This window comes from Paraburkholderia fungorum (assembly GCF_900099835.1).
Lineage (GTDB): Bacteria > Pseudomonadota > Gammaproteobacteria > Burkholderiales > Burkholderiaceae > Paraburkholderia > Paraburkholderia fungorum_A.
On record NZ_FNKP01000002.1, the window covers coordinates 2,799,064 to 2,823,654 of the forward strand.

19 protein-coding genes are annotated in these 24,591 nt (G+C 61.7%); 7 read left to right on the top strand and 12 right to left on the bottom strand.

The genetic code is table 11. The annotated features are described in order from the left end of the window. Positions 1-104: 104 nt before the first annotated feature. Entirely contained in the window at positions 105-2,354 is a 2,250-nt protein-coding gene (locus BLS41_RS28465) for a TonB-dependent receptor (RefSeq protein ID WP_074770814.1), read from the bottom strand. Between the two features lie 454 nt (positions 2,355-2,808). Here BLS41_RS28465 and BLS41_RS28470 point away from each other — a divergent pair, with 454 nt between their 5' ends. Further along, the gene (locus BLS41_RS28470; RefSeq protein ID WP_074770815.1) at positions 2,809-3,804 is read left to right on the top strand and encodes an aldo/keto reductase; all 996 of its coding nucleotides are present in this window, start codon (positions 2,809-2,811) and stop codon (positions 3,802-3,804) included. A 41-nt stretch (positions 3,805-3,845) separates the two neighbouring features. Here BLS41_RS28470 and BLS41_RS28475 read toward each other — a convergent pair whose 3' ends face one another. The 4 genes from BLS41_RS28475 to BLS41_RS28490 all read right to left on the bottom strand — a co-directional run bounded on the left by BLS41_RS28475 (position 3,846) and on the right by BLS41_RS28490 (position 11,421). After that, positions 3,846-4,604 (bottom strand): ROK family protein, encoded by a 759-nt coding sequence (locus BLS41_RS28475; protein WP_074771246.1) that lies wholly within the window; start codon positions 4,602-4,604, stop codon positions 3,846-3,848. 138 nt (positions 4,605-4,742) lie between these two features. Beyond that, positions 4,743-6,356, bottom strand: a complete 1,614-nt coding sequence (zwf, locus tag BLS41_RS28480; RefSeq protein ID WP_074770816.1) for a glucose-6-phosphate dehydrogenase — start codon at positions 6,354-6,356, stop codon at positions 4,743-4,745. A gap of 215 nt (positions 6,357-6,571) precedes the next feature. Beyond that, positions 6,572-9,382 carry an MGH1-like glycoside hydrolase domain-containing protein gene (locus tag BLS41_RS28485; RefSeq protein WP_074770817.1) on the bottom strand — a complete coding sequence of 937 codons (2,811 nt, stop codon included), beginning with the start codon at positions 9,380-9,382 and terminating at the stop codon, positions 6,572-6,574. Positions 9,383-9,432: 50 nt separating this feature from the next. Then, a complete protein-coding gene (locus BLS41_RS28490) occupies positions 9,433-11,421 on the bottom strand; it encodes an amylo-alpha-1,6-glucosidase (RefSeq protein ID WP_074770818.1) in 1,989 nt (662 codons plus the stop codon). Between the two features lie 220 nt (positions 11,422-11,641). On the opposite strand from BLS41_RS28490, the gene BLS41_RS28495 reads away from it, so the two are divergent. The 3 genes from BLS41_RS28495 to BLS41_RS28505 all read left to right on the top strand — a co-directional run bounded on the left by BLS41_RS28495 (position 11,642) and on the right by BLS41_RS28505 (position 14,633). Beyond that, the gene (locus BLS41_RS28495) at positions 11,642-12,007 is read left to right on the top strand and encodes a hypothetical protein (RefSeq protein WP_074770819.1); all 366 of its coding nucleotides are present in this window, start codon (positions 11,642-11,644) and stop codon (positions 12,005-12,007) included. A 76-nt stretch (positions 12,008-12,083) separates the two neighbouring features. Continuing rightward, complete coding sequence (locus BLS41_RS28500; RefSeq protein ID WP_074770820.1) at positions 12,084-14,234, top strand: phosphocholine-specific phospholipase C; 2,151 nt, start codon at positions 12,084-12,086, stop codon at positions 14,232-14,234. 132 nt (positions 14,235-14,366) lie between these two features. Continuing rightward, positions 14,367-14,633: a cupin domain-containing protein gene (locus tag BLS41_RS28505; protein ID WP_074770821.1), complete on the top strand. Its 267-nt coding sequence runs from the start codon at positions 14,367-14,369 to the stop codon at positions 14,631-14,633. Between the two features lie 81 nt (positions 14,634-14,714). Here the strand turns inward: BLS41_RS28505 and BLS41_RS28510 are convergent, their stop codons facing one another. Both BLS41_RS28510 and BLS41_RS28515 read right to left on the bottom strand, forming a co-directional pair. Beyond that, entirely contained in the window at positions 14,715-15,830 is a 1,116-nt protein-coding gene (locus BLS41_RS28510; protein ID WP_074770822.1) for a succinylglutamate desuccinylase/aspartoacylase family protein, read from the bottom strand. Positions 15,831-15,870: 40 nt separating this feature from the next. Continuing rightward, positions 15,871-16,638 carry a transporter substrate-binding domain-containing protein gene (locus tag BLS41_RS28515; protein WP_074770823.1) on the bottom strand — a complete coding sequence of 256 codons (768 nt, stop codon included), beginning with the start codon at positions 16,636-16,638 and terminating at the stop codon, positions 15,871-15,873. 118 nt (positions 16,639-16,756) lie between these two features. On the opposite strand from BLS41_RS28515, the gene BLS41_RS28520 reads away from it, so the two are divergent. Further along, positions 16,757-17,677 carry a LysR family transcriptional regulator gene (locus tag BLS41_RS28520; RefSeq protein WP_074770824.1) on the top strand — a complete coding sequence of 307 codons (921 nt, stop codon included), beginning with the start codon at positions 16,757-16,759 and terminating at the stop codon, positions 17,675-17,677. 20 nt (positions 17,678-17,697) lie between these two features. Here BLS41_RS28520 and lysA read toward each other — a convergent pair whose 3' ends face one another. Then, entirely contained in the window at positions 17,698-18,939 is a 1,242-nt protein-coding gene (gene lysA / locus BLS41_RS28525; protein ID WP_074770825.1) for a diaminopimelate decarboxylase, read from the bottom strand. Positions 18,940-19,046: 107 nt separating this feature from the next. Between lysA and BLS41_RS28530 the strand changes: the two genes are divergently transcribed. Together BLS41_RS28530 and BLS41_RS28535 are read left to right on the top strand one after the other, a co-directional pair. Further along, on the top strand, positions 19,047-19,982 hold the full coding sequence (locus BLS41_RS28530; RefSeq protein WP_074770826.1) for a LysR family transcriptional regulator: 936 nt from the start codon (positions 19,047-19,049) through the stop codon (positions 19,980-19,982). A 215-nt stretch (positions 19,983-20,197) separates the two neighbouring features. Next, positions 20,198-21,052 carry an oxidoreductase gene (locus tag BLS41_RS28535; RefSeq protein WP_074770827.1) on the top strand — a complete coding sequence of 285 codons (855 nt, stop codon included), beginning with the start codon at positions 20,198-20,200 and terminating at the stop codon, positions 21,050-21,052. 31 nt (positions 21,053-21,083) lie between these two features. Here the strand turns inward: BLS41_RS28535 and BLS41_RS40015 are convergent, their stop codons facing one another. The 4 genes from BLS41_RS40015 to BLS41_RS28555 form a co-directional block, all read right to left on the bottom strand. Next, complete coding sequence (locus BLS41_RS40015) at positions 21,084-21,500, bottom strand: rubredoxin (RefSeq protein ID WP_074771247.1); 417 nt, start codon at positions 21,498-21,500, stop codon at positions 21,084-21,086. Between the two features lie 79 nt (positions 21,501-21,579). Further along, positions 21,580-21,789 carry a hypothetical protein gene (locus BLS41_RS28545; RefSeq protein ID WP_253189785.1) on the bottom strand — a complete coding sequence of 70 codons (210 nt, stop codon included), beginning with the start codon at positions 21,787-21,789 and terminating at the stop codon, positions 21,580-21,582. Then, on the bottom strand, positions 21,789-22,859 hold the full coding sequence (locus tag BLS41_RS28550; protein WP_074770828.1) for an alpha/beta hydrolase: 1,071 nt from the start codon (positions 22,857-22,859) through the stop codon (positions 21,789-21,791). The genes BLS41_RS28545 and BLS41_RS28550 overlap by 1 nt, the downstream gene beginning before the upstream one ends. A gap of 189 nt (positions 22,860-23,048) precedes the next feature. Further along, on the bottom strand, positions 23,049-24,287 hold the full coding sequence (locus BLS41_RS28555) for an aromatic ring-hydroxylating oxygenase subunit alpha (RefSeq protein ID WP_074770829.1): 1,239 nt from the start codon (positions 24,285-24,287) through the stop codon (positions 23,049-23,051). Positions 24,288-24,591: the final 304 nt, after the last annotated feature.

Here is a 24,591-nt window from a genome sequence, read left to right on the forward strand (position 1 = left end):
TTTCCTTTGTGTCGGCTTGCCGGCTGGCCGGCGTTTTCGTGCTTGTTCGTGTTACCGAAGTTAACAGACCGGCAAGCCCGACGCATCCGATTCGCGTGAATCGATCAGAAGCGGTAATCGAACGTCGCCAGCAACGTGCGGCCGATGCCCGGCACCGAACGGCCGCCGTCAGACGGAATCAGCGCGTCGAAGTATTCCTTGTTGGTCAGGTTCAGCAGATTCAGGCGCACATCGTACTTCTTCGCGTGATACGCAGCCGTCGCGTCCCAACGCGTATAGCCCGGCACGCGCACGTAGTTCGTGTTCGACGCGTAACGCGGCGACATGTAGGTCGGACCGCCGCCGATCTCCCAATGCGGCGTGATCGCGTAGGTCGACCACAACGTCAGCGTATTGCGCGGCGTGTTGGCCGGTACGTGACCCTGCGTGCCGTCGGCGGCCTTCAGGATGATCGCGTCCATGTACGTATAGCCGCCGAAAATCTGCCACTTGTCGGTGATGTGACCCGTCACGCCGGCCTGAAAACCGTCCACGCGGATGTCGCCGTCAAGCTCGTATTCGGTCGTCGACACCTGGGTGCGCGCGTTGTCCATTTCCTCGCGGAAGAACGCGGAATTCACCGACAGATTGCCGCCCAGCAGATCCCACTTGCCGCCCACTTCATACGATTTGGTCGACTCCGGCGCGAGGTTCTGCGTCAGGTTGGTCAGCGTCAACGCTTCGAGCGACGGGTCGAACGACGTGCCGTACGACACGTAGTACGACTGCCAGTCGCTCGGCTGATAAATCACGCCGGCGCGGACGCTGGTGAAGAAGTTAGTCTGTGTCGCGTAGGACGGCAGGCTGACCGTGTTGTGGATCTGCGCCTGAAAGCGATCCCAGCGCAGGCCGCCAATCACCTTCCAGTGCTGATTCAGCGAGACGGTGTCGTTCAAATACGCGGCGATTTCGTTCGACCCCGAATCGGCGAAGTTGCCGACCGTGGTCGTCACTCCGGCTGGCGACGACATGATCGCCGGGTCGACCATCGTCACGACCGGCAGGTTGTTACGCGTGTAGGCCTGGTTCGTGTAGCTGTCGTGGCCGAGTTCGATACCGGCGATCATGTCGTGCTTGATCGGGCCGGTGTCGAATTTGTATTCGACCATCGTGTCGTTGTAGATCGAGTGGTTCTCGATCACACGATCGTGGCTCTGCAACTTGATGAACAGTTCCGACGGCGGCAGCGTCGTGAAATTGCCGTTGGTCAACGCCGTGCTCGTCGAGAGCGGACCGGTCAACACCGCTTGCGGCGCGGTTTCGCGCGCATCGGTCATCGAGTGCGAGAGCTGCGTCTGGTTGGTGAACGTGAGCGCGTCCGAGAACTTGTGCTTGATCGACGCGTTGAAGGTCTGCACGTCCTGGATCGTGCGGTCGCTGGTCAGGCCGTAGAACGTGTTGCGCGACACCGGCGCAGGGCGGCCGTTCAACGCCTGGATGCCGTAGTCCGGCTGGTCGTGGTTGTGCTGGATCAGCGCGGACAGCGTGACTTCGGTCGGCGTGCCGATGCCGAAGCGCACTTCCGGCGCAATGCCGAAGTCCTTGTTCTTCATCACGTCCCGCGTCGAACCGATGCTCTGGCCGAACGCGTTCAGGCGGATCGCCGACGTGTCGGTGAGCTTGTGATTCACGTCGACCGAGGTGCGATAGTGGTCGTCGGTGCCGACCGTCGTCGAGATTTCCGCGGAGTCTTTCAGGTTCGCTTTCTTGCTGACCTGATTGATCACGCCGCCCGTCGAGCCACGACCGAACAGCATCGACGAAGGACCGTACAGCACTTCGATTTCTTCGAGGTCGAAGGTGTCGCGATAGTACTGATTGCGATCGCGGAAGCCGTCCAGGTAAATGTCGTTCTGCGCCGTGAAGCCGCGCAGGTTGATGTTGTTGCCGATCTGCCCGCCTTCCGCGCCGCCGATCGTCACGCCCGGCGCATTGCGCAGCGCGTCCTGAAACGACGTCGCGCCTTGCGACGCGAGCACGTCCTTGTTGATGACCGTCACGGTCTGCGGGATGTCGCGCAGCGCCGTCGGCGTCTTCGCGCCGACGTTCGAGCGCTCGGCCTGGAAGTCCTGTTGCTCGACTTGCGCGGCGACGCCGATGGTCGGCAAGGTGCCGCTGTCGGCGGCAGTGGTTGTTTTCGTTGCGGTTGTTGCTGTGTTCGTCGCTGCGTTCGCGTTTGCGTTTGCGCCGGTCGCTGCGTTGTCGGTCGCGGATTGCGATGTAGCCTGGGGCGCGGTCTGCGCCACTGCGGGTGTTGCAAATGGAATGGCAAAAGCTAGCGCTAACGCAGTCGCGAGCGGCGTGTGGTTGAACATGGAAATCCCGTCAGATGTGCGCGTGCCAAATTCGCATGAATGTCATGGAATCGATGACAAAAACGCAAGTGGCTGGCTGCCGTTCGCGCTCGTCGAGCACGCGATGACGGGGTGGCTGGCTGGTTTTTAAATGAGAATCGCTATCATTCCACACGCCTTACAACCCTACAATCGCGACTTATCTAACCGGATGTAATGAAATTGTTTCGGAATTTTACGAGCGAATGGCGTTTGTAAAGATCAGCCTATGCCTCATCGCGTTTTATTACTTATTTGTAATATCAGACGATTTAAAAGCCAATCAGCATAGGGATTCTGGATATTTAAAGCGTCTCTTTATTCTTTCAAATAAATAACGTCAGATTGCCGTTGTGAAGCACACTAAATTGCGACTCCGTTTATCCTTTTTGCAACACTGCATCGCGCTAGTGCCCCGTCCATCCCGGAGTGAGTCATGCAATACCGCAAATTCGGCCATACCGGCCTGAACGTTTCGCGCCTGTGTCTCGGCACGATGACTTTTGGCCTGCAAACTGAGGAAGACGTCTCACATCGCATTCTTGATACGGCGGCGGATGCCGGCGTGAATTTCATCGATACCGCCAATGTGTATCCGCTCGGCGGCGGCGAAAATATTGCCGGGCGCACGGAGGAAATCGTCGGGCGCTGGCTGAAGGGCAAACGCGAGCGCTTCATTCTGGCGACCAAGGCGGTCGGCAAAATGGGACCGGCGGACTGGGATCAGGGCGCGTCGCGCAAACATCTGCTGGACGCAATCGACGCGTCGCTGCGCCGCCTCGGCACCGATTACGTCGACCTCTACCAGCTTCATTCCGACGACGCGAACACGCCGCTCGACGAAACTCTCGAAGCGCTCGACGTGATCGTGCGCTCGGGTAAGGCGCGCTATATCGGCGTGTCGAACTTCCTCGCTTACCGGCTCGCGCGCGCCTTAGGACGCGCAGATGTGTTGCGCACGGCGCGTTTCGTGTCGGTGCAGCCGCGCTACAACCTGCTGTTCCGTCAGATCGAGCGGGAATTGCTGCCGTTGGCGAGCGAGGAAGGGTTGGCCGTGATGCCCTACAACCCGCTTGCGGGCGGCTTGCTGACCGGCAAGCATCGACTCGATGCGACACCTGCGACCGGGCGCTTCACCGAGACCGTCGGCAAGGCGGGCGCGATGTATCAGGAGCGCTACTGGCATCAGCGCGAGTTCGAGACCATCGAGCAACTGAAGGCGATTGCCGCAACGACCGGCGAGTCGTTGACACGCGTGTCGCTCGCGTGGGTGCTCGCCAATCCGCTGATTACATCGGCGATTATCGGCGCAAGCCGCGCGGAACAATTGAGCGATACGCTCGCGGCCTGCGAACTCGTGCTCGATCCGCAGATCAAGACGCAACTCGACGAAGCCAGCGTGCAGTATCGCTGGGGAGATGCCGCGCGCTAGTCACAGGCGCGGCAGGTCTTGCTGAAGGCCTGAACCCGCGCCTACTTGAAATGCCCGCTGCGCTGATTGGCTTCCGGCAACTGCCGCGTCTCGCGGAAAGATTTCGGATGCCACAGACGCGCGCCGCCTTCAATACCGGCGTCGTTCGAAACGGTCGCCACGTTGGCCGGCAAGTCGAACTTCAGACGCGCCGCATTGCCGCCGCCAATCCACAATTTGTCGTAATTCACGAGCGAATCGAGAATGCCGATCACTTTCTCGACCCGCTTGTTCCAGCGCTTGTTGCCCACTTTGTCGCGCGCGGCGTCGCCAATGTATTCGTCGTATGCGACGCCTTTCTTGCTCACCGGATGATGCGCGAGTTCGAGATGCGGCATCAGCTCGCCGTCGCGGAACATCGCGGTGCCCGCGCCCGTGCCGAGCGTCAGCACGAATTCGAGGCCGTGTCCTTCGATCGCGGCGAAGCCCTGCATTTCAGCATCGTTGATCATGCGCACCGGCAAGCCGCCCAGCCGCTGCGCCAGCGAATCCGCAAGCGCAATGTCGTGCCAGCCTTCCACGCCGAAATGCGGCGCGGTCAGAATGCGGTTGTCACGCACCACGCCGGGAAAGCCGATCGACATCAGCGTGGGCGGTTGCTGCTCGACCAGCGGCGTCACTAACGCGAACAACGCGTCCACCAGTTGCGCGGGCGTGCACGGGTGCGGCGTCGCCACACGCACGCGTTCGGTTTTCATCTGTCCGTCAGCGTCGATGATCGCGGCTTTCAGGCCGGTGCCGCCCACGTCGATCGCGAGAATACGTTCGGTGCTGGCCGTCGCTTTCGCATTGCGCGTTGCGCCGCTCGTGGTCTTGCCGGCTGTCTTACTGACTGTCTTGCCTGCGGTTTTACGTGTTGCCAAGGTGTCCCCCGATTATGTTGATCGCGGATGCTGGAATTACTTCTTCTCGACCGGTTCCTGTTTCAACGGACGCCATGCGTGCCCGTCGCGCGCGAGCAACGCATCTGCCTGCGCCGGTCCTTCGCTGCCGGATGCGTAACCATGCACCGGCACCGCGCCGCCGGTTTTCGGATGCAGCACGTCGTCGACCGCGCTCCAACTCGTCTCGATACTGTCCGCGCGTTGAAACAGCGTTTCGTCGCCGAGCATGCAGTCGTACAGCAGCGTCTCGTAGCCGACATTCGCGCGCTCGGTAAAGAAGTCGTTGTAATCGAACGATGACTGCACCGCGCCAACCTGCATCACCGGCCCCGGTGTTTTCACGTTGAAGTCGAAGCTCGTGCCGTGCGCGGGATCGATGCGCAAGGTCAGCACGTTCGGCGTGAGCGCATCGACCGGCGTGTCGCGGAACAGACGGAACGGCACCGGCTTGAGCTGCACCGAAATCTCCGTGCGACGCGCGGCGAGCCGCTTGCCCGTGCGCAGATAAAACGGCACGCCAGCCCAACGCCAGTTCTCGACGAACACGCGCGCGGCGGCATAGGTCTCGGTCGTGCTGTCCGGCGCGACGTCCGGTTCTTCACGATAGCCCACGCCAGAAGGGCCTTTTTCGTATTGACCGAAGACCACGTCGTCGGGCGTCAGCGGTTTGATCGCGTCGAAGATATCGGCTTTCTTGTCGCGCACGGCTTCGGCGTCGAACGAATTGGGCGGCTCCATCGCGACCATACCGAGCAACTGGAACAGGTGGTTCGGCAGCATGTCGCGAAACGCACCGGTCTGCTCGTAGAATTTGCCGCGCCCTTCCACGCCGATCGTTTCCGCTGCCGTGATCTGCACGCTGTCGATATATTCGCGCCGCCATACCGGCTCGAACAGCGCATTCGCGAAACGCACCGCGAGAATGCTCTGCACGGTGTCCTTGCCGAGAAAGTGATCGATGCGATACACCTGCTCTTCTTTCGCGTACGACAGGATGTGCGCGTTCAGATCGCGCGCCGAAGCGAGGTCGGTGCCGAACGGTTTCTCGATGACGATGCGGCGGAAACCGCCTTTATCGCCGTCGCCTTCTTTCAGCAATCCGGCTTTGCCGAGATGCTCGACGATCGGTTTGAAAAAGCGCGACGTGACCGCGAGATAAAAAATCACGTTACCGCCCGACGATTGATCGAGCTTCTGCTTGAGCTTCGCAAACGTGTCGTCGCTTTCGAACTCGCCTGCCATGTATTCGAGGCGTTGCGCGACCCAGTCCCATGCTTTGTCGTCGAGCTTGCCCGCGTGGAAGGTGCTGGCTTTGTCGGCGGCAAACTGTTCGAGCGACTTGTGCAGGTCGTCGACCCACTCCGTCGTTTCGCGCTCGCCATGATTGACGCCGATGATCTTCATGCCATTGTCGAGCAGGCCATCGACGGCGAGGTTGTAGAGCGCGGGCATCAGAAGACGCTTGGTCAGGTCGCCGCCCGCGCCGAAGATCACCAGCGTGCAGGGTGGCGCGGGCCGCTTGCCGGCCGGCGACGCAGGCGCCTCCTGCGGGCTTGCGCTGACCTTGCAGCTAGGCGTTTGACTGGCGGCGGATTGATCGGAAGCTTGAGCGTTCGGTGTAGTCGGCATGGGATTCACTTGAGGAAGCCAATGGAACAACGTGGCGGTACATGAAAGACCATGCACGAACCCGCACAGTTCAAAAACGATTCTGACGATTTGCGCGGCACGCGAGGTTGTAGGGCTTATGTAACCCCATGTGCCGCACTTTGACGCTGGTGTTTCACGCGCAGTGCCGGTGCGCCCGGTTCGAAACGCGCTACTCGTTACCTGAGTTAATTGAGTTACTTGATCGCCGAGCCGGCTTCGACAGCGGCCGGCTCCGGCACCGACTCCTGCGCATGAACAGGCGCAGACGCAGCAGCAGGCGGCGCAGCGGCAGCAGCCGCTTCCGGCTCGCCCGTCACCGGCACATTGCCCGATGCGGCCATCACACGCGGTTGCAGCAGCAGCGCGACCAGTCCGGTCCAGCCAGTCTGATGCGAAGCGCCGACGCCGCGCCCATTGTCGCCGTGAAAATACTCGTGGAACAGGATCAGATCACGCGAGCGCGGGTCGGCCTGCAACAGCGGATAAGCGCCCATCACAGGCCGCTCGCCGTCCTTGTTCTTCAGAAACAGAGTGGTCGCACGGCGTGCCAGTTCGTCGGCGATTTCGCTAAGCGAGAACTTTTGGCCCGAGCCGGTCGGATACTCGACACGGAAATTCTCGCCGTAATAGCGGTGAAATTCGTACAACGATTCGATCAGCAGATAATTCACCGGCATCCACACCGGACCGCGCCAGTTGGAATTACCGCCGAACACGCGCGTGTCGGATTCAGCCGGCAAATACTTCACCGTGAAGCTGTCGCCATTGTGATTGAACACGAACGGGTGGTCGCGATGGTATCGGGACAGCGCGCGCACGCCGTGATCGGAGAGGAATTCGCTTTCGTCGAGTGCGCGCCGCAACAATGCTTTCATCCGATGCCCGCGCAGCAGCGACAGCAGCAGCGCGTTGCCTTTGCCCGGCTCGTTCCAGCGCGACACCAGCTTCGCCAGATCGGGACGATGTTCGAGGAACCACACGAGCCGCTCGCGCAGACACGGCAGGCCGCCGTGCAGACGTTCTTCGAGCACGTGCACGGCGAACAGCGGAATCAGGCCGACGATGGACCGCACGCGCATCGGAATATTGCTGCCGTCGGGCAGGCGCAGCTTGTCGTAGAAGAACTCGTCTTCGCTGTCCCACAGGCCGGTATCGCAACCGTCGTCGCAACTCACCGCTTCGGCGATATACAGGAAGTGCTCAAAAAACTTCACGCCGATATCGACGAACACATGGTTCGCGTACGCGAGTTCGAGCGCGATACGCATCAGGTCGAGCGCGTACGCGGCCATCCATGCGGTGCCGTCGGCCTGATCGATGTGACCGCCGGTCGGCAGCGGCGACGAGCGGTCGAAGATACCGACGTTGTCGAGTCCGAGAAAACCACCCTGGAAAATATTGTGGCCGTCGGCGTCCTTGCGGTTCACCCACCACGAGAAATTCAGCAGCAGCTTATGAAAGACGAGTTCGAGGAAATCGCGATCCGCCTTGCCGGTCATCGCGCGGTCGATCTCGTAGACGCGCCACGCGGCCCACGCATGCACCGGCGGATTGGCGTCGCCGAGCGCCCATTCGTATGCCGGTAGCTGGCCGTTCGGATGCTGATAGCGGTCCTTCACCAGCAACAGCAACTGACGCTTCGCAAACGCCGGGTCGATCAGCGCGAATGCCGCGGCATGAAACGCGAGATCCCACGATGCGTACCACGGGTACTCCCACTTGTCGGGCATCGACACGATGTCGGCATTGCACAGATGCCGCCAGTCCGCATTACGGCCGTGTTTGCGCCCGGCAGGCGGCGCAGGTTGCAGCGGATCGCCTTCGAGCCAGCGTTGCACGTCGTACTGGTAATACTGCTTCGACCACAGCATGCCCGCGAGCGCCTGCCGCTGCACGAGCCGTGCATCAGGATCGGCTATTTCGTGCTGCAACGCGCCATAGAATTCGTCGGCTTCCGCGATACGCCGCGCGAAAACGGCCTCGGCGTCGAACTGCACATCGTCGGGAGCCGACTGCGGACGCCAGCGCATGTAGACGACAGCGCGTGCATGTGGCGCGAGTTCCAGCGCCGCGTGCGCGCCGGCCTTGGTGCCCGCGTCGTCGCGGATGGCATGCTGGTCGCCCTGCACGAGGTAGTCGTTGAAGCCGTCCTTGAACGGACCCGCGCCGTCCATGTTGAAAAGACGCTTGACGTTCGTATCGTTTTCGCAGAACAGCCATTTGATTTGCGGCGCGTCGTTCGACCAGGCGGTCACGACGATCGGCTCATGACCATGCTGACGACCCACCAGATGAACGCCGCCGTCGTGATCGGTTCCGGCAACCAGCGATGGCTTGTCTTTGTTCTCTTTCCACGACCACGAATTGCGCGCCCAGATTTGCGGCAGCACATCGAGCGACGCCGCCTGATCCGCGCGATTTTCGATGGTCACGCGCATCACGATGTCGTCGGGCGCGTGCTTCGCATATTCGACCTGCACGTCGAAATAACGCAGATCGTCGAACACGCCGGTATCGAGAATTTCGTACTCCGGCATGTCGCCGCCACGGCGCGCGTTTTCCTGCACGAGGTCGTTATACGGAAAAGCCGCGTGCGGATACTTGTAAAGCATGCGCATGTACGAATGCGTCGGCGTGCCGTCGACGTAGAAGTACAACTCCTTCACGTCCTCGCCGTGATTGCCTTGCGAATTCGTGACGCCGAACAAACGCTCTTTCAGGATCGGGTCCTTACGATTCCACAGCGCGAGCGATACGCACCAGCTCAGCTTGTCGTCGCCGAAACCGGCAATACCGTCTTCGCCCCAGCGATACGCGCGGCTGCGCGCATGATCGTGCGGGAACGAGTCCCACGCGGTGCCGTCTGCGCTGTAGTCCTCGCGCACCGTGCCCCACTGACGCTCGCTCAAATACGGCCCCCAGCGTTGCCAGTGGGCGCAGTCGGCGGAGTGCAGTCGGGAACCTTCGATGGTGGCGAGCAGATTGGCAGCGCGCAGCGGTGGCATGACAACGTCCTTGCATCGGGCTTGCGGTGGGACACACATCGTAGCGCGGTTTACGCGGACGTGGGCTTCAACCCGGCAAGCAGGCTTTCAATGCGCAGCAACTCGCCGAGCGACCAGGCCTGAAACGGCGTACCCGCAGGCGCGTGAGGCGCGTCGCCATCCGCGATTTCAGACAGATGATCAAGGCCCGCGTGATCGAGATGCGCGTACAGCGGCGCGAGAAAACGCTGTTCGGCTTCGGCGCGCGCGTCGGTTGTGTTGCCGCGAACCCGCAGCCACGCCTCGACGAACGGCCCGAGCAGCCACGGCCACACCGTGCCTTGATGATAGGCGCCGTCGCGTGCGAGTGGCGAGCCGCCGTAACGGCCGCGATACGCGGGGTCGGATGCCGCGAGCGTTCTCAAACCCATTGGCGTGAGTAACTGCGCCTCGACCTGATCGACCACCGCGCGCGCCGCCGCGCCATCGAGTAATTGAAACGGCAGACCGCCTACCGCGAAAATCTGGTTCGGACGAATCGAGCGATCCGTCGCGCCCTTTACATGATCGACGTCGACGTTATCGAACAACATCTGCGTGGACGGGTCGATGAAATGTTCATGAAACGCTTGCAACGCTCGCGCGGCAGCCTGCTGCCACTGCGGATTCCAGCTTGCTGCAATGCGCAAAGCGTTGATCCACAGCGCCTGCACCTCGACCGGTTTGCCGATGCGCGGCGTGACCACCCAATCGCCGACCTTTGCGTCCATCCACGTGAGTTGCACGCCGGGAACGCCTGCGCTCAGAAGGCCGTCTTCAGTGCTCGCGTGGATGTTGAAGCGCGTGCCGTTCGTGTAGCCGGTGATGATTGCTTCAACCGCCTGCTGAAGACGCGCTCGCGTTTCAGCGCTTGCATGAGGGGTCGCTAGATAGTCGTGGACGGCGACGACGAACCACAACGATGCATCGACGGAGTTGTATTCGGGTGTATCGCCGTAATCGGGGAAGCGATTGGGCAGCATGTCTTCGGACAGCGTGCCTGACCATTCGAGCAGAATCGCCTCGGCGTCGTCGAGCCGGTTCGACGCGATCAGCAAGCCGCGCATGGCAATGAACGTGTCGCGGCCCCAGTCGGTGAACCACGGGAAGCCCGCGAGAATCGTGCGGCCTCCGTTGCGCGAGACCACATAGGCATCGGCGGAACGTTGCAGGCGCGAGCCTAGTTTCGCGCGGCGCTGCTGCTCGGCGCTCATGAGTTCGGCGGAATGACCGGCGGCCGTCTGCGCGCTCACGCAGGAAGACGCCGACGCCACCGCCGCGCTCGTCGCGCTGAGAATCATCACCGCATCGGCGTCGGCGAGATTGAAGCTGAACACGCCGGGCGTCGCGAGATCTTCGGTGAAATCGAGACCTCGCTCCCGCTCGCGGACATAGCAGAAGTTTCGATACCAGTCGGGCGCGTGCGTATAAGCGCCATTCGTTGCGGCGTGAATGACCGGTAAATCGCCATAGGGTTGCCAATTCACGCACGCGCTGTCGTCGCTGATTTTCGCATTGAAATTAAACGCGGAATTCTCATGATGAAGCGAGTGGTAATCGCGACCCGACAGCAATAGCCTCACCTTCAATACAGGCGCAATCATTTCTGCAGATTTTTCGGCGTTTTCAATACGCCAGCGCAATACCGTTTCGCAGGTCGCCTTGCTCACCAGCACTTCGGCCACGACCGACGTTTGCGTATTCAACTGGAAGCGCCACGTGGGCCACGGCTCGGTATCGAACGCGACGAGACTCGCGCTGAGGTCCGGGTAGATCACATCCGGCGCATAACGCTGCATGCTCAGCGGATACCGCTGCCCGCCCGCCTCGAGCCATGCTTCGACGCCATTGACGAGCACCGTGCGCCCGCCAGGCGGACGCGTCGCCGTGAGCAGCAGCGCGTGATAGCGCCGCGTACGAAGGGTGCCCACCGTGCCCGACGCGAAGCCGCCGAAGCCATCCGCTTCCAGCCATTCGTCCTCGAATCGGGCCATGTCGAAAGCTCGCTCTATGCGTGTCATGGAATTAGCCGTTATGCAAAACCATTAGATTTTCCGAATTGCTGCGAATTGCTATATGTCAGGCAAATGGCGCTTCAGTGACCATTGTCCTTCCTGTTACTTTCCATTTCCTTTCGAAAAACCGACGAATTAGAGAAAGTTTTACTACTCGCAAACGTTTCACAATTATTTCTTGAAAGGATTGGAGACTGCACGCGCTTTCACAAAAACGGATGCAGAGATGAAAAGAGACAAACATCTGGGCCGCACTGCACGGGTTGCCATGGCGACGATCGCATCGAGCATCGCGCTGAGCGCAGCGTTGAGCGGTTGCGGCGCGGACGATTCCGCACCGCCCACGACCTCTTCGGCCACGTCGTCATCTTCATCGCAGGGCAAGGTTGCTAACGATGCCGCGCAGCAAAGCATGCCCGCCTCGATTGCAGCATTCGCACCTAGCGCGTCCGCACCGTCCGCCCCTTTCGCCGCCGACCCCGCCGCCTCCGATCCGGTCGCAGAGACCATGCAGGCCAATCTCGCTGCCGACAACCAGCAGATTGCCCCCGTCATGCGCTACGCACCTGGCGACGGCAGGAGCAGCAACTGAACGGCCTCGGTAGTCGACCCAATTCCACCGGTGCGCACGACGCGCCATTCTTTCCCCCCGCAGAAGGTGATATTCGATGACATCAAATAGCCGTCGCCGTTTCCTGCAGACCGTGGCTTCGTCGGCGGGCGCTGCTGCCGCCATGACCGCGCTGCCCGAGTCGATCCGTAACGCACTTGCCGTGCCTGCATTCTCGCGCACCGGCACGATCCGCGATGTCGAGCACATCGTCGTGTTCATGCAGGAAAACCGCTCGTTCGACCACTACTTCGGCCACCTGCGTGGCGTGCGTGGCTACAACGACCGCTTCCCGATTCCGCTGCCGAACGGCAAGACGGTGTGGAACCAGCCGTCGAAGGAAGACCCGACCCAGCCGGTGCTGCCGTTCCATCTGAACACGGCCACCACCAGCGCGCAATGCGTCGGCGATCTGGATCACTCGTGGTACAAGACTCAGTATGCGATCGACGGCGGCCGTTACGATCAGTGGCCGGCCAACAAGACCGACATGACGATGGGCTACCACCTGCGCAGCGACATTCCGTTCCACTATGCGCTGGCCGATGCATTCACCATCTGCGATGCGTATTTCTGCTCGCTGCCCGGACCGACGCACCCGAACCGCGCGTATCTGATGACCGGCATGGTCGATCCGAGCGGCACGATGGGCGGCCCGCTGCTCGACAACAACGACTGGGTGGACGGCGACGGTCCGCCGAATTATCAGTTGCTTTCGTGGACGACGTATCCGGAGCGCCTGCAGGCTGCTGGCATTTCGTGGCAGATCTATCAGCAGGGGCTGACGGGCGCCGATCCGCTGAACGGCAACTACGGCACCAACATCCTGCAGAACTTCACGAACTACATCAACGCGCAGCCGGGCACGCCGCTGTACGAGCGCGCGCAAACCGTGCGCACGATCGACGACCTGAAGGCCGACGTGCTCGCGAACAAGCTGCCGCAAGTGTCGTGGTTGTGTCCGCCGGCTGCATACTCAGAGCATCCGCAATATACGCCCGCATACGGCGCGGAATACACGTCGCAGATTCTCGACGCGCTGACGTCGAATCCCGAGGTGTGGAGCAAGACCGTGCTGTTCATCATGTACGACGAGAACGACGGCTTCTTCGATCACCTCGTGCCGCCGCAACCGGCGACCACCGCCGCGCAAGGCAAGTCGACGGTCAGCACCGAGGGCGAGATTCACAATGTGGTCAATCCGCAGCGCGGCGGCAGCTATACCGCCGACGGCTATCCGTACGGCCTCGGCCCGCGCGTGCCGATGACGATCGTGTCGCCGTGGACCAAGGGCGGCTTCGTGTGCTCGCAAGTGTTCGATCACACGTCAGTGATCCGCTTTATCGAAACGCGTTTTGGCGTGCACGAGCCGAACATCACCGCATGGCGTCGCGCGGTGTGCGGCGACCTGACCACCGCATTCGACTTCCGCACGCCGGACTCGAAAGTGCCGCCACTGCCGGACACCAGCAACTACAAGAGCATCGCCGACAACCAGTGCGCAACGCAGCCGAAGCCGACCGTTCCGGCGACGCCTGGCACGATTGATCCGCAGGAAAGCGGGATTCGTTTCGCGCGTGCGTTGCCGTACGAACTGCATGTGAACGGCTCGGCGAACGTGTCGAAGAATACGTTCTCGATCACGATCGCCAACACCGGCGATCAGGGCGCGCATTTCTACGTGTACGCGACGAATCGCACGGACGGTCCGTGGCGCTATACGGTCGAAGCGGGCAAGTCGCTCAGCGAGACCTTCGATCTGACGACGACGAACGGCGTGTACACGTTCGAAGTGTTCGGGCCGAACGGCTTCGTGCGCAAGTACGCGGGCAATACGCAGGCGACTTCGCAAACGACGCAGCTTGCGGGCCTGCATATCGGCAACAAGCCGGCTCAGCCCGAAGTGATCGTTCAATACGACGTCGCGAACGGCAACGTGTTCCTGAAGTTCAGCAATAGCGGCGGCGGAATCGCCCGTCTGACGGTGACCGATAACGCGTACGGCGCACGTGCGCGTCCTGTTCTGGTGCCGGCCGGTATCGCCATCGAAGAAGCCTGGGTGCTGGCGTCGAGTCATCACTGGTACGACCTGACGGTAACGAGCAACGATGACTCGAGCTTCTCGCGCCGTCTCGCCGGGCACGTCGAGAACGGTCGGCCGAGTATCAGCGATCCGGCAGCGGTGGCGCCGGTGCTGGTGGTGAGTTAAGCGCGTGTCACGGCGGGCTTCGGTTGAGTGGCTGCGTTACGCAAGACCACTTGATCGAAGCCCGGCACGGTCCTGCACGATCGGGCGGAAAGCGTTAAAGTCGTCGTCACTATTTCCCCCGATGGTGACCTCATGGATCGCGACACATTCACCGAAAGCCTGACGAAAGATGGCTTCCCCGAGGCCGTTTTAGTGACCCGCGAAGCCAACTCGGCGATGGATGTTCATCAGCATCCGTTCGAAGCGAAGGCACTCATTGTCGAAGGCGACCTGCACATTCGCGTCGGCGATCAGGAACGCGCGTACAAGGTCGGCGATGTTTTCCACTTGCAGGCCAACGAAGCGCATTCGGAACGCTACGGTCCAAATGGCGTGACGTATCTGGTCGGACGAAAATAGCCACACGAACAGGCAATAGAAAACGGGAGCGTTTCTGACTTGCAGAAAACGCTCCCGTTCTTTTTTCAGGCAAATGAAAAGTTACGCGCCCAGCAAGACGCCGGTTCTGAATGCGCGCGTTCCGGTCACACGTCCCAGCGGCGCGCCCGTTGTGACGAAACGGATCGCGCGTCGCATATAGAGCACGCCTTCCGTGTTGCTGCAGATGGTCGTGGTCTCGTCGGTCAGCGGATCGACGATATCGAACAGCGCCTGGCCGACGCGAATCGTGTCGCCGATTGTCGCGCGATGCACGAGAATCCCGCTGACAGGCGCGTAAAACTGCTCGCTCCCGGCCAGCGGCGTAGCGGGCGACAGCAACTCCGGCAACGGCTTCGCGTCGAGCCGGATCGCCTTGCGCCACACGAGGTAATCGACGATCGCATCGGCGTCCTGCTGCGCCACTTCGTACGAAACATCCCGCTGTCCGCGACACTCCACCGTCACCGCAATCGCGCCGTTCGGCACCGGTTTGTCCGCGGGCAATTGCTGCTGCAGCGTCCACCACAACAGGCTGTGCGTTTCATCGAACGACTCGCCGCCCGAATTGGTCGCGAGCAACGACGCCTGCGCGCCGAGATAGCGCGACAACGGCTCGAACTCGGGCCACGCAGCCTCGCTGGTGTAGAGGTGCATCGCGGCTTCGAGCGAGCAATGCAGATCGATCACGACGTCGGCGTCGAACGAGAGCTTCAGCATCGCCAGTTGCAGCGATTCGAATTCGGTCAGCGGCTTTTGCTCCGCGAGTTCCGCCGCGATCAACTCGCGAACGATCCGGCGGTTCTCCTTGATGTCGGAACCTAACGCCTCTTTCGCGCGCGCGACGAGTTTCGAGAATTGCAGGAAGTGCCGGTTGAAGTTCTTGCCGCTGCCCAGATCGAAACGTCCGAGAAACTGACCGAGCACGTACTGACCGAGACCGACCGGATTCGCCACCGGCACCAGCACGATTTCCGCATCCAGCAGACCCTGCTTCTCCAGTTCGATCAGACGACGCTTGAGCAGCACGGTCGTGAGCATCGCGGGCGTTTCGTCCGCGTGCAACGACGACTGGATATAAATCTTTTGACCGCTATTTTCAGGGCCGAAATGAAACGACACCAGTTCGCGGTGCGTGCCGATAGCCGGCGATAGAAGCGGAATCGATTGCCTGTTCATGAGCGGAAAGCCTGCGCAATAAAAGTAAGAAGTAAGAGAATCAATTACCGTACGGATCGAAGTCGAAGTACTTCTTCGCGATCTGCGCGTACGTGCCGTCCTTGAGCATCGACGCGATGGCCGCGTTGATCGACGCCTGCACCGCCGTTTCATCCTTGCGCAGACCGATACCGACGCCACGGTCGCCCATCGAAAGCGGCTCGCCGACAAACGCAAAGCCCTTGCCTGCGGGCGTGCGCAAAAAGCCGATGTCCGCTTCGACCGAGCCGAGCAACGCGCCGTCCAGGCGGCCGTTCTGCAAGTCCGCGAACACTTCGTCCTGCCCCTTGTACGCGATCACGTGCGCGCCGAGCGGCGCCCAGTTCTTCAACGCATACGCCTCGAACTGCGTGCCCGATTGCACGCCGATCTGCTTGCCCGCCAGCGCGTTCGCACCGCCCGCGAGCGGCGAACCTTGCCGCGCGACCAGACGCGACTTGAACTGGAAGATCTTCGACGAAAACAGAATCTGCTGCTCGCGCTTTTCGGTGATCGCCATCGACGAGAGAATCGCGTCGATCTTGCGCGCCTGAAGCGCCGGGATCATCCCCGAAAATTCGAGTTCGACCCACTGGCAGCGCGCGTGGATGCGCCGGCAGATTTCGTTGCCGAGATCCACGTCGAAGCCCTTGAAGCTGCCGTCGGGCGCTTTGGCGTCCATCGGCGGATAGCTCGGGTCGATGCCCAGACGCAAGGTGGTCGACTCAGCGGCAAACGCGCCGCTGCTGAAAGTCAGCGCGGCGCTCAGGATCATCAGCGGAATTTTCATGGGGGCGAGGTGTGGTTTTGGGCGGATTGCACGCATCGTAAGGTGTTGCCGCGCTTCAAAGAAGTCCCATTCGGACTATCATGATCACTTTTACCGATCACCAGAACCGGAAGACTGCATGGCATTGACGATCTCGCAGTTGCGCGCATTCACCGCCGTCGCCGAGCACGGCAGCATTCGTGCGGCGTCGCGGGCGCTAGGCATCGCGCAGAGCGGGATCACGCAGCAATTGCAGAACCTCGAATCGATGCTCGGCGCGACGCTGTTCACGCGTACGAATCGCGGTATTGCGCTGACTGCGCTGGGGCAGCGGCTGTTGCAGCGGGCCGGGGCGATCATCGGCGAATGCGAGCGGGCTGAGCAGGAAGTGCAGCAATTGCGCGGCGATTATGTCGGCGAGGTCACGTTCGGGATGACCACCGAACCGCTCGTCGACGCATTCGCGCCGGTGCTGATGGAATTTCGCACGCGCTTCGAGCGGGTTGCCGTGCATCTGCGCACCGGCACGTCGCGCATGATGATCTCGTGGATCCGCGAAGGCACGCTCGATTTCGCGGCGGCGCTGGTGTCGAAACATACGGACACGGCGGATCTATCGGTGACGCCGCTGTATCCGTCCGATCCGGTGATCGTGTGCCGGCAGGGTCATCCGAAAGCGGGCGCGACGTCGCTGGCCGAACTCGCCGATTGCACCTGGGTCGCGACGCGCTCGCCGAATCTCACTGACGATCCGCAGATGAATCGCCTGAATCATCTGTTCGAGAGTCACGCTTTGCCGCCGCCGAAAATCATCGCGACGGTCGAAGGTTTGTACGAAACGCTGCATCTGGTCGGCGCGACAGATTGTCTGTCGCTGGAGTCGTCGGTCGTGGTGAAGCGCGGGCCGTTTGCGAACACGCTCACCGCAATTGCCGTGCGCGAGCGGGCGGTCGAGCAGAACGTTTGCCTGCTGCAACGCGCGGCGATTCCGCTCACGCCCGCCGCGCAGGAACTGGCGACGATGATCGCTTCGTACACGCGCACGGTGCGCGCGCGGTGACACTTCGCCGAGGTGCAGCGTCAGGCGAACGCTTCGAGCGCGATCAGTTCGTCGATCGTTTGCCGACGCCGGATCAGCCGTGGCTTGCCCGCCTCCAGCAGCACCTCGGGCGCAAGCGGCCGGCTGTTGTAGTTCGATGACATCGACGCCCCGTAAGCGCCCGCGTCATGAAACACGATGAAGTCGCCCACTTCCGGCGCGGGTATCGATCGTTCGATAACGACACCGCCTTCAGCTTGCGTGAATACATCGCCGGCTTCGCACAATGGACCCGCTACCGCATGCGGTTCAACGGGCGCATCGCTGGGAACGCCGCTGCTTTTCAGCACACTGATCTCGTGGTGGCTGCCGTAAAGCGACGGCCGCGTCAGATCGTTGAATCCGGCATCGACTAAAGCAAATTGCCGCGTGGGCCGACGGTTCAGCGCATGCACCTCCGCGACGAGCGCACCGGCCTGCGCCACCAGAAAACGCCCGGGCTCGATTTCCAGTCTCACGCGATGCCCGACATGCGCTTCGATCCGCCGACGCGCGGCGTCCCACAGCGTGAAGTAGTGGCCGGTGTCGATACGCAGCTCGCCTTCGCGATACGGCACCGACAAACCACCGCCCGCCGAGATGGCCTCGATATCGTGGCCGAGAGCGGTCACGGCATCGACCATCGCATCACACACGCGCGACAGGTGCGCATAATCGACGCCCGAGCCGATATGCATGTGCAACCCGACCAGCTTCAACCGATAACGCCGCACGATCTCCAGTGCGCGCGGCACGTCATCGAGCCAGATGCCGTGCTTGCTATGCTCGCCGCCCGTGTTGGTCTTATTGCTGTGCCCGTGACCGAAACCCGGATTGATCCGCAGCCACACGCGATGACCTTCGGGGGCGTGCCGTGCTATCCGTTCGAGCATATCGAGCGATCCTGCGTTGACGGTGATGCGCCTGTCGAGCACGGTGGATAGCGTCGCGTGGTCGATCAGATCGGCGGTGAAAACCACTTCATCGCGCTCGCCACCCGGCACGAAACCCGCAACAAGACTCCGCGCGATTTCCCCGAGCGAAACCGCGTCGACCAATACGCCTTCGTCACGCATCAACTTCAGAAGGTGCACGTTCGAACACGCTTTCTGCGCGTAGCGGATCACGTCGAAACTGCGTAGCTCTCCGATACGTTCACGAATCGTATCGGCGTCATAGACCCAAAGCGGCGTGCCGTGCTGCTGGGCAAGTTCCACGAGTTGCTGCGAATTGAATGGCGTCACGGTTCTCTCGATGTCGAAGCGGAAATGTGATCGACATCATGATGAAAACGGCGCATTCAGTAAAATACCAATTGTTCGACTATCCATTCACTTCTGATATACCCACTATGGCGCTCACTCACCGGCACATCGAAGTCTTTCGCGCGTTGATGACGGCGGGCAGCGTCACCAAAGCAGCCGAAATGCTGTTCACGTCGCAGCCCACTGTCAGTCGCGAACTCTCGCGCATGGAGCAGAGCATCGGCTTTGCGCTGTTCGAGCGTGCGCATGGACGGCTGCGTCCCACGATGTCCGCGCTCACTTTGTTCGACGAAATCAAGCGCGCGTATGTCGGGCTCGAACGGATCGCCTCGACCGCAGCCAGCCTGCGTGAATTTCAGGGCGGCCGGCTTTCCATCATCGCGCTGCCCGCGTTCTCTCATTCGATCTTGCCAGGCGCGTCAAAGCGCTTTCACGATGCACAGCCTGGCGTAAGCGTTTCGATCGCCACGCAGGAGTCGCCGTTTCTCGAAGAATGGCTGACCGCGCAACGCTACGATCTCGGCTTGACGGAACACGACGCGCCGCCGCCCGGCACGCGTCTGACGCCGTTGCTCGAAGTAGACGAAGTGTGCGTGTTGCCGGACGGGCATCCGTTGCTCGCGAGGCGCACGATCGAGTTGAAAGATTTCGCGGATCAGGCCTTCATCAGCCTCTCGTCGAGTGATCCGTACCGGTTGCAGATCGACGAAGCATTTGCGCAAGCTGGCATAGCGCGCCGCCAACTCATCGAAACGCCAACTGCGGTTTCCGTATGCAGTTTCGTGCGGCATGGGCTCGGCATCGCGATCGTCAATCCGCTTACCGCTGTCGATTTCGCCGGACGCCATCTGCATATCCGGCCGCTCGCGGTGTCGCTGCCGTTTCGCGTGAGCGTGGTTCATCCCGAGCATCGTCCGGGGCATCCGCTGGCCGGTGCGTTTGTCAAAGCGCTGCAAAGCGAAGCGGCGGCGCTGCGACTACAATTAAAAACTCACGTTGGAACAGGGCGCAAACAGCGATAACGCCCGGTTCATATCGGTCATTCACACACGCCCTGCGCAACACGCTCCTGCCGACGCCAATTCGGTTTTCGCGCGGCGCGAACATCCGCACACGCGCCGCGCTACCAGGAGCGGGCACGCTTCGAGCTAAACCAGCACACAGGCAATTGATTCGCGGACGCGAGCGATGCCACGCGTCCTCACACGTCGTAGACCATCAACAGGAGTTTTCCCAAATGATGAATCGAGACAATCCCGTCTGGCTGATTACAGGTTGTTCCACCGGCTTCGGCCGTGAACTGGCAAAGCTGGTGCTGGAGCGTGGCTGGCGCGCCGTCGTGACCGCGCGCGACCCGTCGAAAGTGAAAGATATCGCCGAGGGCCACGGCGACCGCGCGCTGGTTCTACCGCTCGACGTCACGAACCGCGCGCAGATCGAGCAGACGGTCGCGCAGGCCAAACAGCATTTCGGCCGAATCGACGCGCTCGTCAACAATGCGGGCTACGGCTATCTGGCCGCGATCGAGGAAGGTGAGGACGACGCAGTGCGCGCGATGTTCGAGACCAATGTGTTCGGTCTCGTCGACATGACCAAGGCCGTTCTGCCAGTCATGCGCGAGCAGCACAGCGGGTTGATCGTCAACGTGTCGTCGATTGGGGGCATTACGAGTTTTGCCGCAACCGGCTACTACCACGCGACCAAATACGCAGTGGAAGGTCTGTCGGAATCGCTCGCGCAAGAGGTGAAGCCGCTCGGCATCGGCGTGCTGATCGTCGAACCCGGCCCGTTCCGCACGAACTGGGCGGGGCCGTCGATCAAGCAGTCGTCGACGGTGATCGACGATTACGCGGACACCGCCGGCGTGCGCCGCAAGCAGACCGGCGAACGTAGCGGCAAGCAGGCGGGCGATCCGGTGCGCGCGGCGCAGGCGATCATCGACGCTGCGCTGTCGGACCAGCCGCCGTTGCGTCTGCTGCTCGGCAAGATGGCGCTCGATCTCGCGTACAAAAAGCTGGACTTCATGCGCGGCGACTTCGATACGTGGAAAGCCGCGACCGAGGGCGCGGACTATCCGGAAGGGTCAGCCTGAAGAAACCCGCGGCGAACCCCGGCGCAGGCCGTTAAAACTCGACTAGCGCGAAGTCTTCCTTGCCCACGTCGCAAAGCGGGCAGCGCCAGTCGGCCGGGACGTCTGCCCAGCGCGTGCCCGGCGCGATACCTTCGTCCGGCAGTCCGGTGGCTTCGTCGTACACCCAGCCGCAGATCACGCAGACCCACTGCTTGAAGTCGTCCGCGGAAACGGTGCTGGCGGCCGCCGGGCCGGCCGGGCTGACGTCCTGCGACGGCGGCGTCTCGTCGAGACTCACTACCAGCGGCGCGTCGTTGCCGCCTGCGCCGCCCGCAAGACGCGCTTGCAGGCTTTCCAGCAGGCTTTGCGCCTCGGCCTGCGTCAGATCGATCCAGTAAGGATCGCCCGCGCCGTCGTTGAGTCGCTCGGGAGAAAACTGGAGTTCTACGGCTACGCCCTTCTTGTACATGGCAATCGGAATATCGATGAAGCCGGCAACGTCTGCCGGCATAAGGCCCCGAGCGCGATACGACGGCCCGGCGGCGTAATTAGACGAACTGATTCAGCACGATGGCGGCGATCAGACCTGCAGCGCCGATAAGGCCCAGCAATTGAAGCAAAGTCAGCGATTTTTTCGGTGCGGTGGCGATTTGTTGCGTGTTCACGGGCGTTCTTGGAAATGGAAAAAAACGAAATGGTACACGGGTGTGAGGGTCGCGCATCCCGATTGGCGCAAACCCGCGTGCATTCGTTGCCATTATCGCCGCTCGAGCGCGCCGGATTGCCTACCCTGCGGAGATGATCTAATTCTCCGCCGGGGGGATCGATCGTCGATGAACACGGCCTCGCTCGCGCGTTCGGACACCACCGCCACGATGGTCGCCACCGCGACCGGCTCCAGCGTCAGGCCAATGTGCCCGACTCCCGGCACGATCGTGACCGGCACCACCCGCCCCGCTTCCTCGAAGACTCCGGCAAACGCATCGGCGTAAAACGCTTCGTCGTTTGCGCCGACCAGCACTTCGAGCGGCCGGCGCGTCGCGCGAATATCGGCGCGGTAGTTGCTGTGCGGCCGGAAATTCTGCGCGAGGTTGTACGAGTATCGCGGCGTGAGTCGCGCGGCGGCCTCGGGGGCCAGCGCATACGCAATGACCGGCAGATGGTTGAAGAACCTGATGCGCATCGTGTTGAGGATCGTCAGCACAACCGTTCGCGCGATGCCCACGTTCACCCATCCGCCGACCGAAGGCGGTGTGGTTGGCGCGCTCTGGTGGATGAACGGTGCGAGCAGCACGTAGCGGTCGAACGCGAGTTGCCGTGCATCGCCCGCGAAGCGCAGTGCGAAGCCGCCGCCCGCTGAGAAGCCCACCAGCGTGCGCGGGCCTGCCGGCTGAACCGCGTCGAGGAAATCGCCGAGGTCGTCTTCGAGCTGGCCGATGTACGCGATCGTGCCTTTTTTGCCCGATTCGCCGTGACCGCGCATGTCAGGCACGTAGACGTCATAGCCGGAAGCCGCGAGCGCTTTCGCCAGCGTGTGCATGCTGACACCGCTCGCCGACGAGCCGTGAATCAGTACCGCGCTGCCGCGCGGCTTTGCCGGAGAACGCCCTGCATAGCGACGGTACGCAAGCGCCGTGTTATCGCGCGCGGTGAAGTGTCTGGTGGGGGGTAAATCGGAAGTATCGACGGATTTGAAAGGCTCGTTGATCGACGCGAGCGGTGGCGGCTGCTTCGGGCCGCCCTTCACGAGCGCGACGGCAAGCGCCACGATGACCAGACCCACAAGAAACGCGACAACAGGCACGACTGCAAGCAGTTCGGTACTCATCGAATGGGCCTCTCTCTCAGGCGTTAATTATTTTCGCGGATGTTCCGCTCGATGAGTCTGCGCGTGGCGCTTATTGTTTTCGGACTTCAGACCCGAAAACCACTGAGTGATCTCGGGTCGCCGCTTGGGCACGCCGCTCATCGTCGCCGATGATTGTACGGTCCTTCGCGGCTTCGACAAACCCAAATGTCAGGTTTTCGCCAACGGGTTGCCCTGGCGCGAATCCCAGAAACGGATCACCGACGTATCGCCGGTTCCTGCACCGACTACGAGGTCCGGCGCGCCGCCCTCGCGCAACAATGCACGCAGCTGGTTGATCACCGGAAACACCTCGTGATTCCAGTCCGCGCCCTGCGAATCGTGCGCGCGCTGTTCGGCTTCGACGATCTCGCGATCTTCCTTGAAGATCCGTTCCGTGAACCACACAAGCAACGGCCACGCGAGATTCAACACACCGGGAATGCCTGGCTTGCGGATCGACAGCAAGCCGAACGTACGGTTGGTACGCTGCTCGCGGTCGAGCGGCACGTAGACGATCCACAGGTCCATCACCAGTGTCTGCTCCGACGTGCGGATTTTCAGCGTCTGATACGGATACTCGGTGCGGATCGTCATCACGTCCTTGTCGTTGTCGCCGCCGGTTTTACGGCTTTGACCGAACACGATCGCTTCGCCAATCGGCTGCTGCCCGGCCATACGCGCAAACGTGTAATCGACTTCGACCCAGCCTTCGCCGTGCCGCCGACCCAGCGAGCGCGCGCGCATCTGCCCCATCTGCTTGCGGTGCAGGAACTGATGGTTCATGTCCATCAGGTTCTCGTGCATGAACGAGTAGTGGCAATTCACAGGACGGCCGAAGCGGCGCGTCTTGTACTTCTTGTCCGCGACCGAGCCGAGGTTCGGGAGCGGGCGCTGTTCGGCAAGCGCGGCATCGCCGGGGAATACGAAGATCAGGCCTTCGAGTTCCTGGCACGGGTAAGAGCGCACGCCGTTCGGCAGACGCTCGCGGCCCAGATACGGCACGTCGATACATTTGCCCGAGCAGTCGTAGGTCCAGCCGTGGTAGCCGCAACGAATCGACTCGCCATCGACGACACCCTGATGCAACGGCACCTGGCGATGCGCGCAGCGATCTTCGAGCGCGAACACCTTGCCGGACTCCGTACGCGCCAGCACGATCGGATCGCCCGCGAACGTGACACCGTGGGTCTTGCCCGCCTTGACTTCATGCGACCACGCGAGCGGATACCAGTAATCAGGATGAATGCCGACGCGGCGCAGATCGCGGACCGGCGCGTCGTTAGCGGCCACGTCTGGCGCATGGGCGTGGGCCGTGGCGTGAGCGGTGTTTTGCGGAGCGGTCTCGGCAGGCGACGCATCGACGGTTATATCGACCGTGTCTTGTTCGAGCGGTGGAACAGCATGCATACGTGAAGTCTCCGTGCACGGGCGGATAGAAGGTCGCCGCCCTGCAAATGGAGGGCGGCATCGTCGCCAGTCTACTAGAAGCCGCTGCCGCACGGGTCCGATGGCGGCATGGCAAGCCGGTCCGGCGAGGCTTGCTGGAGACTGTGCACGCGCCGTGCCTGTGGGTCGCGGAGACGTCCGCGAAATGCTTTAAAGTTGACTGAGGTCAAACCTGAGCATCACCTGAGTGGACTCACGTGATGCTCAGGCGTGATTCGAATAGTGCGGGGAATGCCGTCACGCGCTTTAAAAAACCGCCGCGCGC

Bases quoted from the DNA above. Each gene is read 5' to 3' on its own strand.
- BLS41_RS28510 (WP_074770822.1), bottom strand. From the start codon at position 15,830: ATGAACAGGCAATCGATTCCGCTTCTATCGCCGGCTATCGGCACGCAC.
- BLS41_RS28530 (WP_074770826.1), top strand. From the start codon at position 19,047: ATGGCGCTCACTCACCGGCACATCGAAGTCTTTCGCGCGTTGATGACG.
- BLS41_RS28490 (WP_074770818.1), bottom strand. From the start codon at position 11,421: ATGACACGCATAGAGCGAGCTTTCGACATGGCCCGATTCGAGGACGAA.
- BLS41_RS28515 (WP_074770823.1), bottom strand. From the start codon at position 16,638: ATGAAAATTCCGCTGATGATCCTGAGCGCCGCGCTGACTTTCAGCAGC.
- BLS41_RS28500 (WP_074770820.1), top strand. From the start codon at position 12,084: ATGACATCAAATAGCCGTCGCCGTTTCCTGCAGACCGTGGCTTCGTCG.
- BLS41_RS28465 (WP_074770814.1), bottom strand. From the start codon at position 2,354: ATGTTCAACCACACGCCGCTCGCGACTGCGTTAGCGCTAGCTTTTGCC.
- BLS41_RS28550 (WP_074770828.1), bottom strand. From the start codon at position 22,859: ATGAGTACCGAACTGCTTGCAGTCGTGCCTGTTGTCGCGTTTCTTGTG.
- BLS41_RS28555 (WP_074770829.1), bottom strand. From the start codon at position 24,287: ATGCATGCTGTTCCACCGCTCGAACAAGACACGGTCGATATAACCGTC.
- BLS41_RS28505 (WP_074770821.1), top strand. From the start codon at position 14,367: ATGGATCGCGACACATTCACCGAAAGCCTGACGAAAGATGGCTTCCCC.
- BLS41_RS28535 (WP_074770827.1), top strand. From the start codon at position 20,198: ATGATGAATCGAGACAATCCCGTCTGGCTGATTACAGGTTGTTCCACC.
- BLS41_RS28520 (WP_074770824.1), top strand. From the start codon at position 16,757: ATGGCATTGACGATCTCGCAGTTGCGCGCATTCACCGCCGTCGCCGAG.
- BLS41_RS28470 (WP_074770815.1), top strand. From the start codon at position 2,809: ATGCAATACCGCAAATTCGGCCATACCGGCCTGAACGTTTCGCGCCTG.
- BLS41_RS28545 (WP_253189785.1), bottom strand. From the start codon at position 21,789: ATGGCAACGAATGCACGCGGGTTTGCGCCAATCGGGATGCGCGACCCT.
- BLS41_RS40015 (WP_074771247.1), bottom strand. From the start codon at position 21,500: ATGTACAAGAAGGGCGTAGCCGTAGAACTCCAGTTTTCTCCCGAGCGA.
- BLS41_RS28485 (WP_074770817.1), bottom strand. From the start codon at position 9,382: ATGCCACCGCTGCGCGCTGCCAATCTGCTCGCCACCATCGAAGGTTCC.
- zwf (WP_074770816.1), bottom strand. From the start codon at position 6,356: ATGCCGACTACACCGAACGCTCAAGCTTCCGATCAATCCGCCGCCAGT.
- BLS41_RS28495 (WP_074770819.1), top strand. From the start codon at position 11,642: ATGAAAAGAGACAAACATCTGGGCCGCACTGCACGGGTTGCCATGGCG.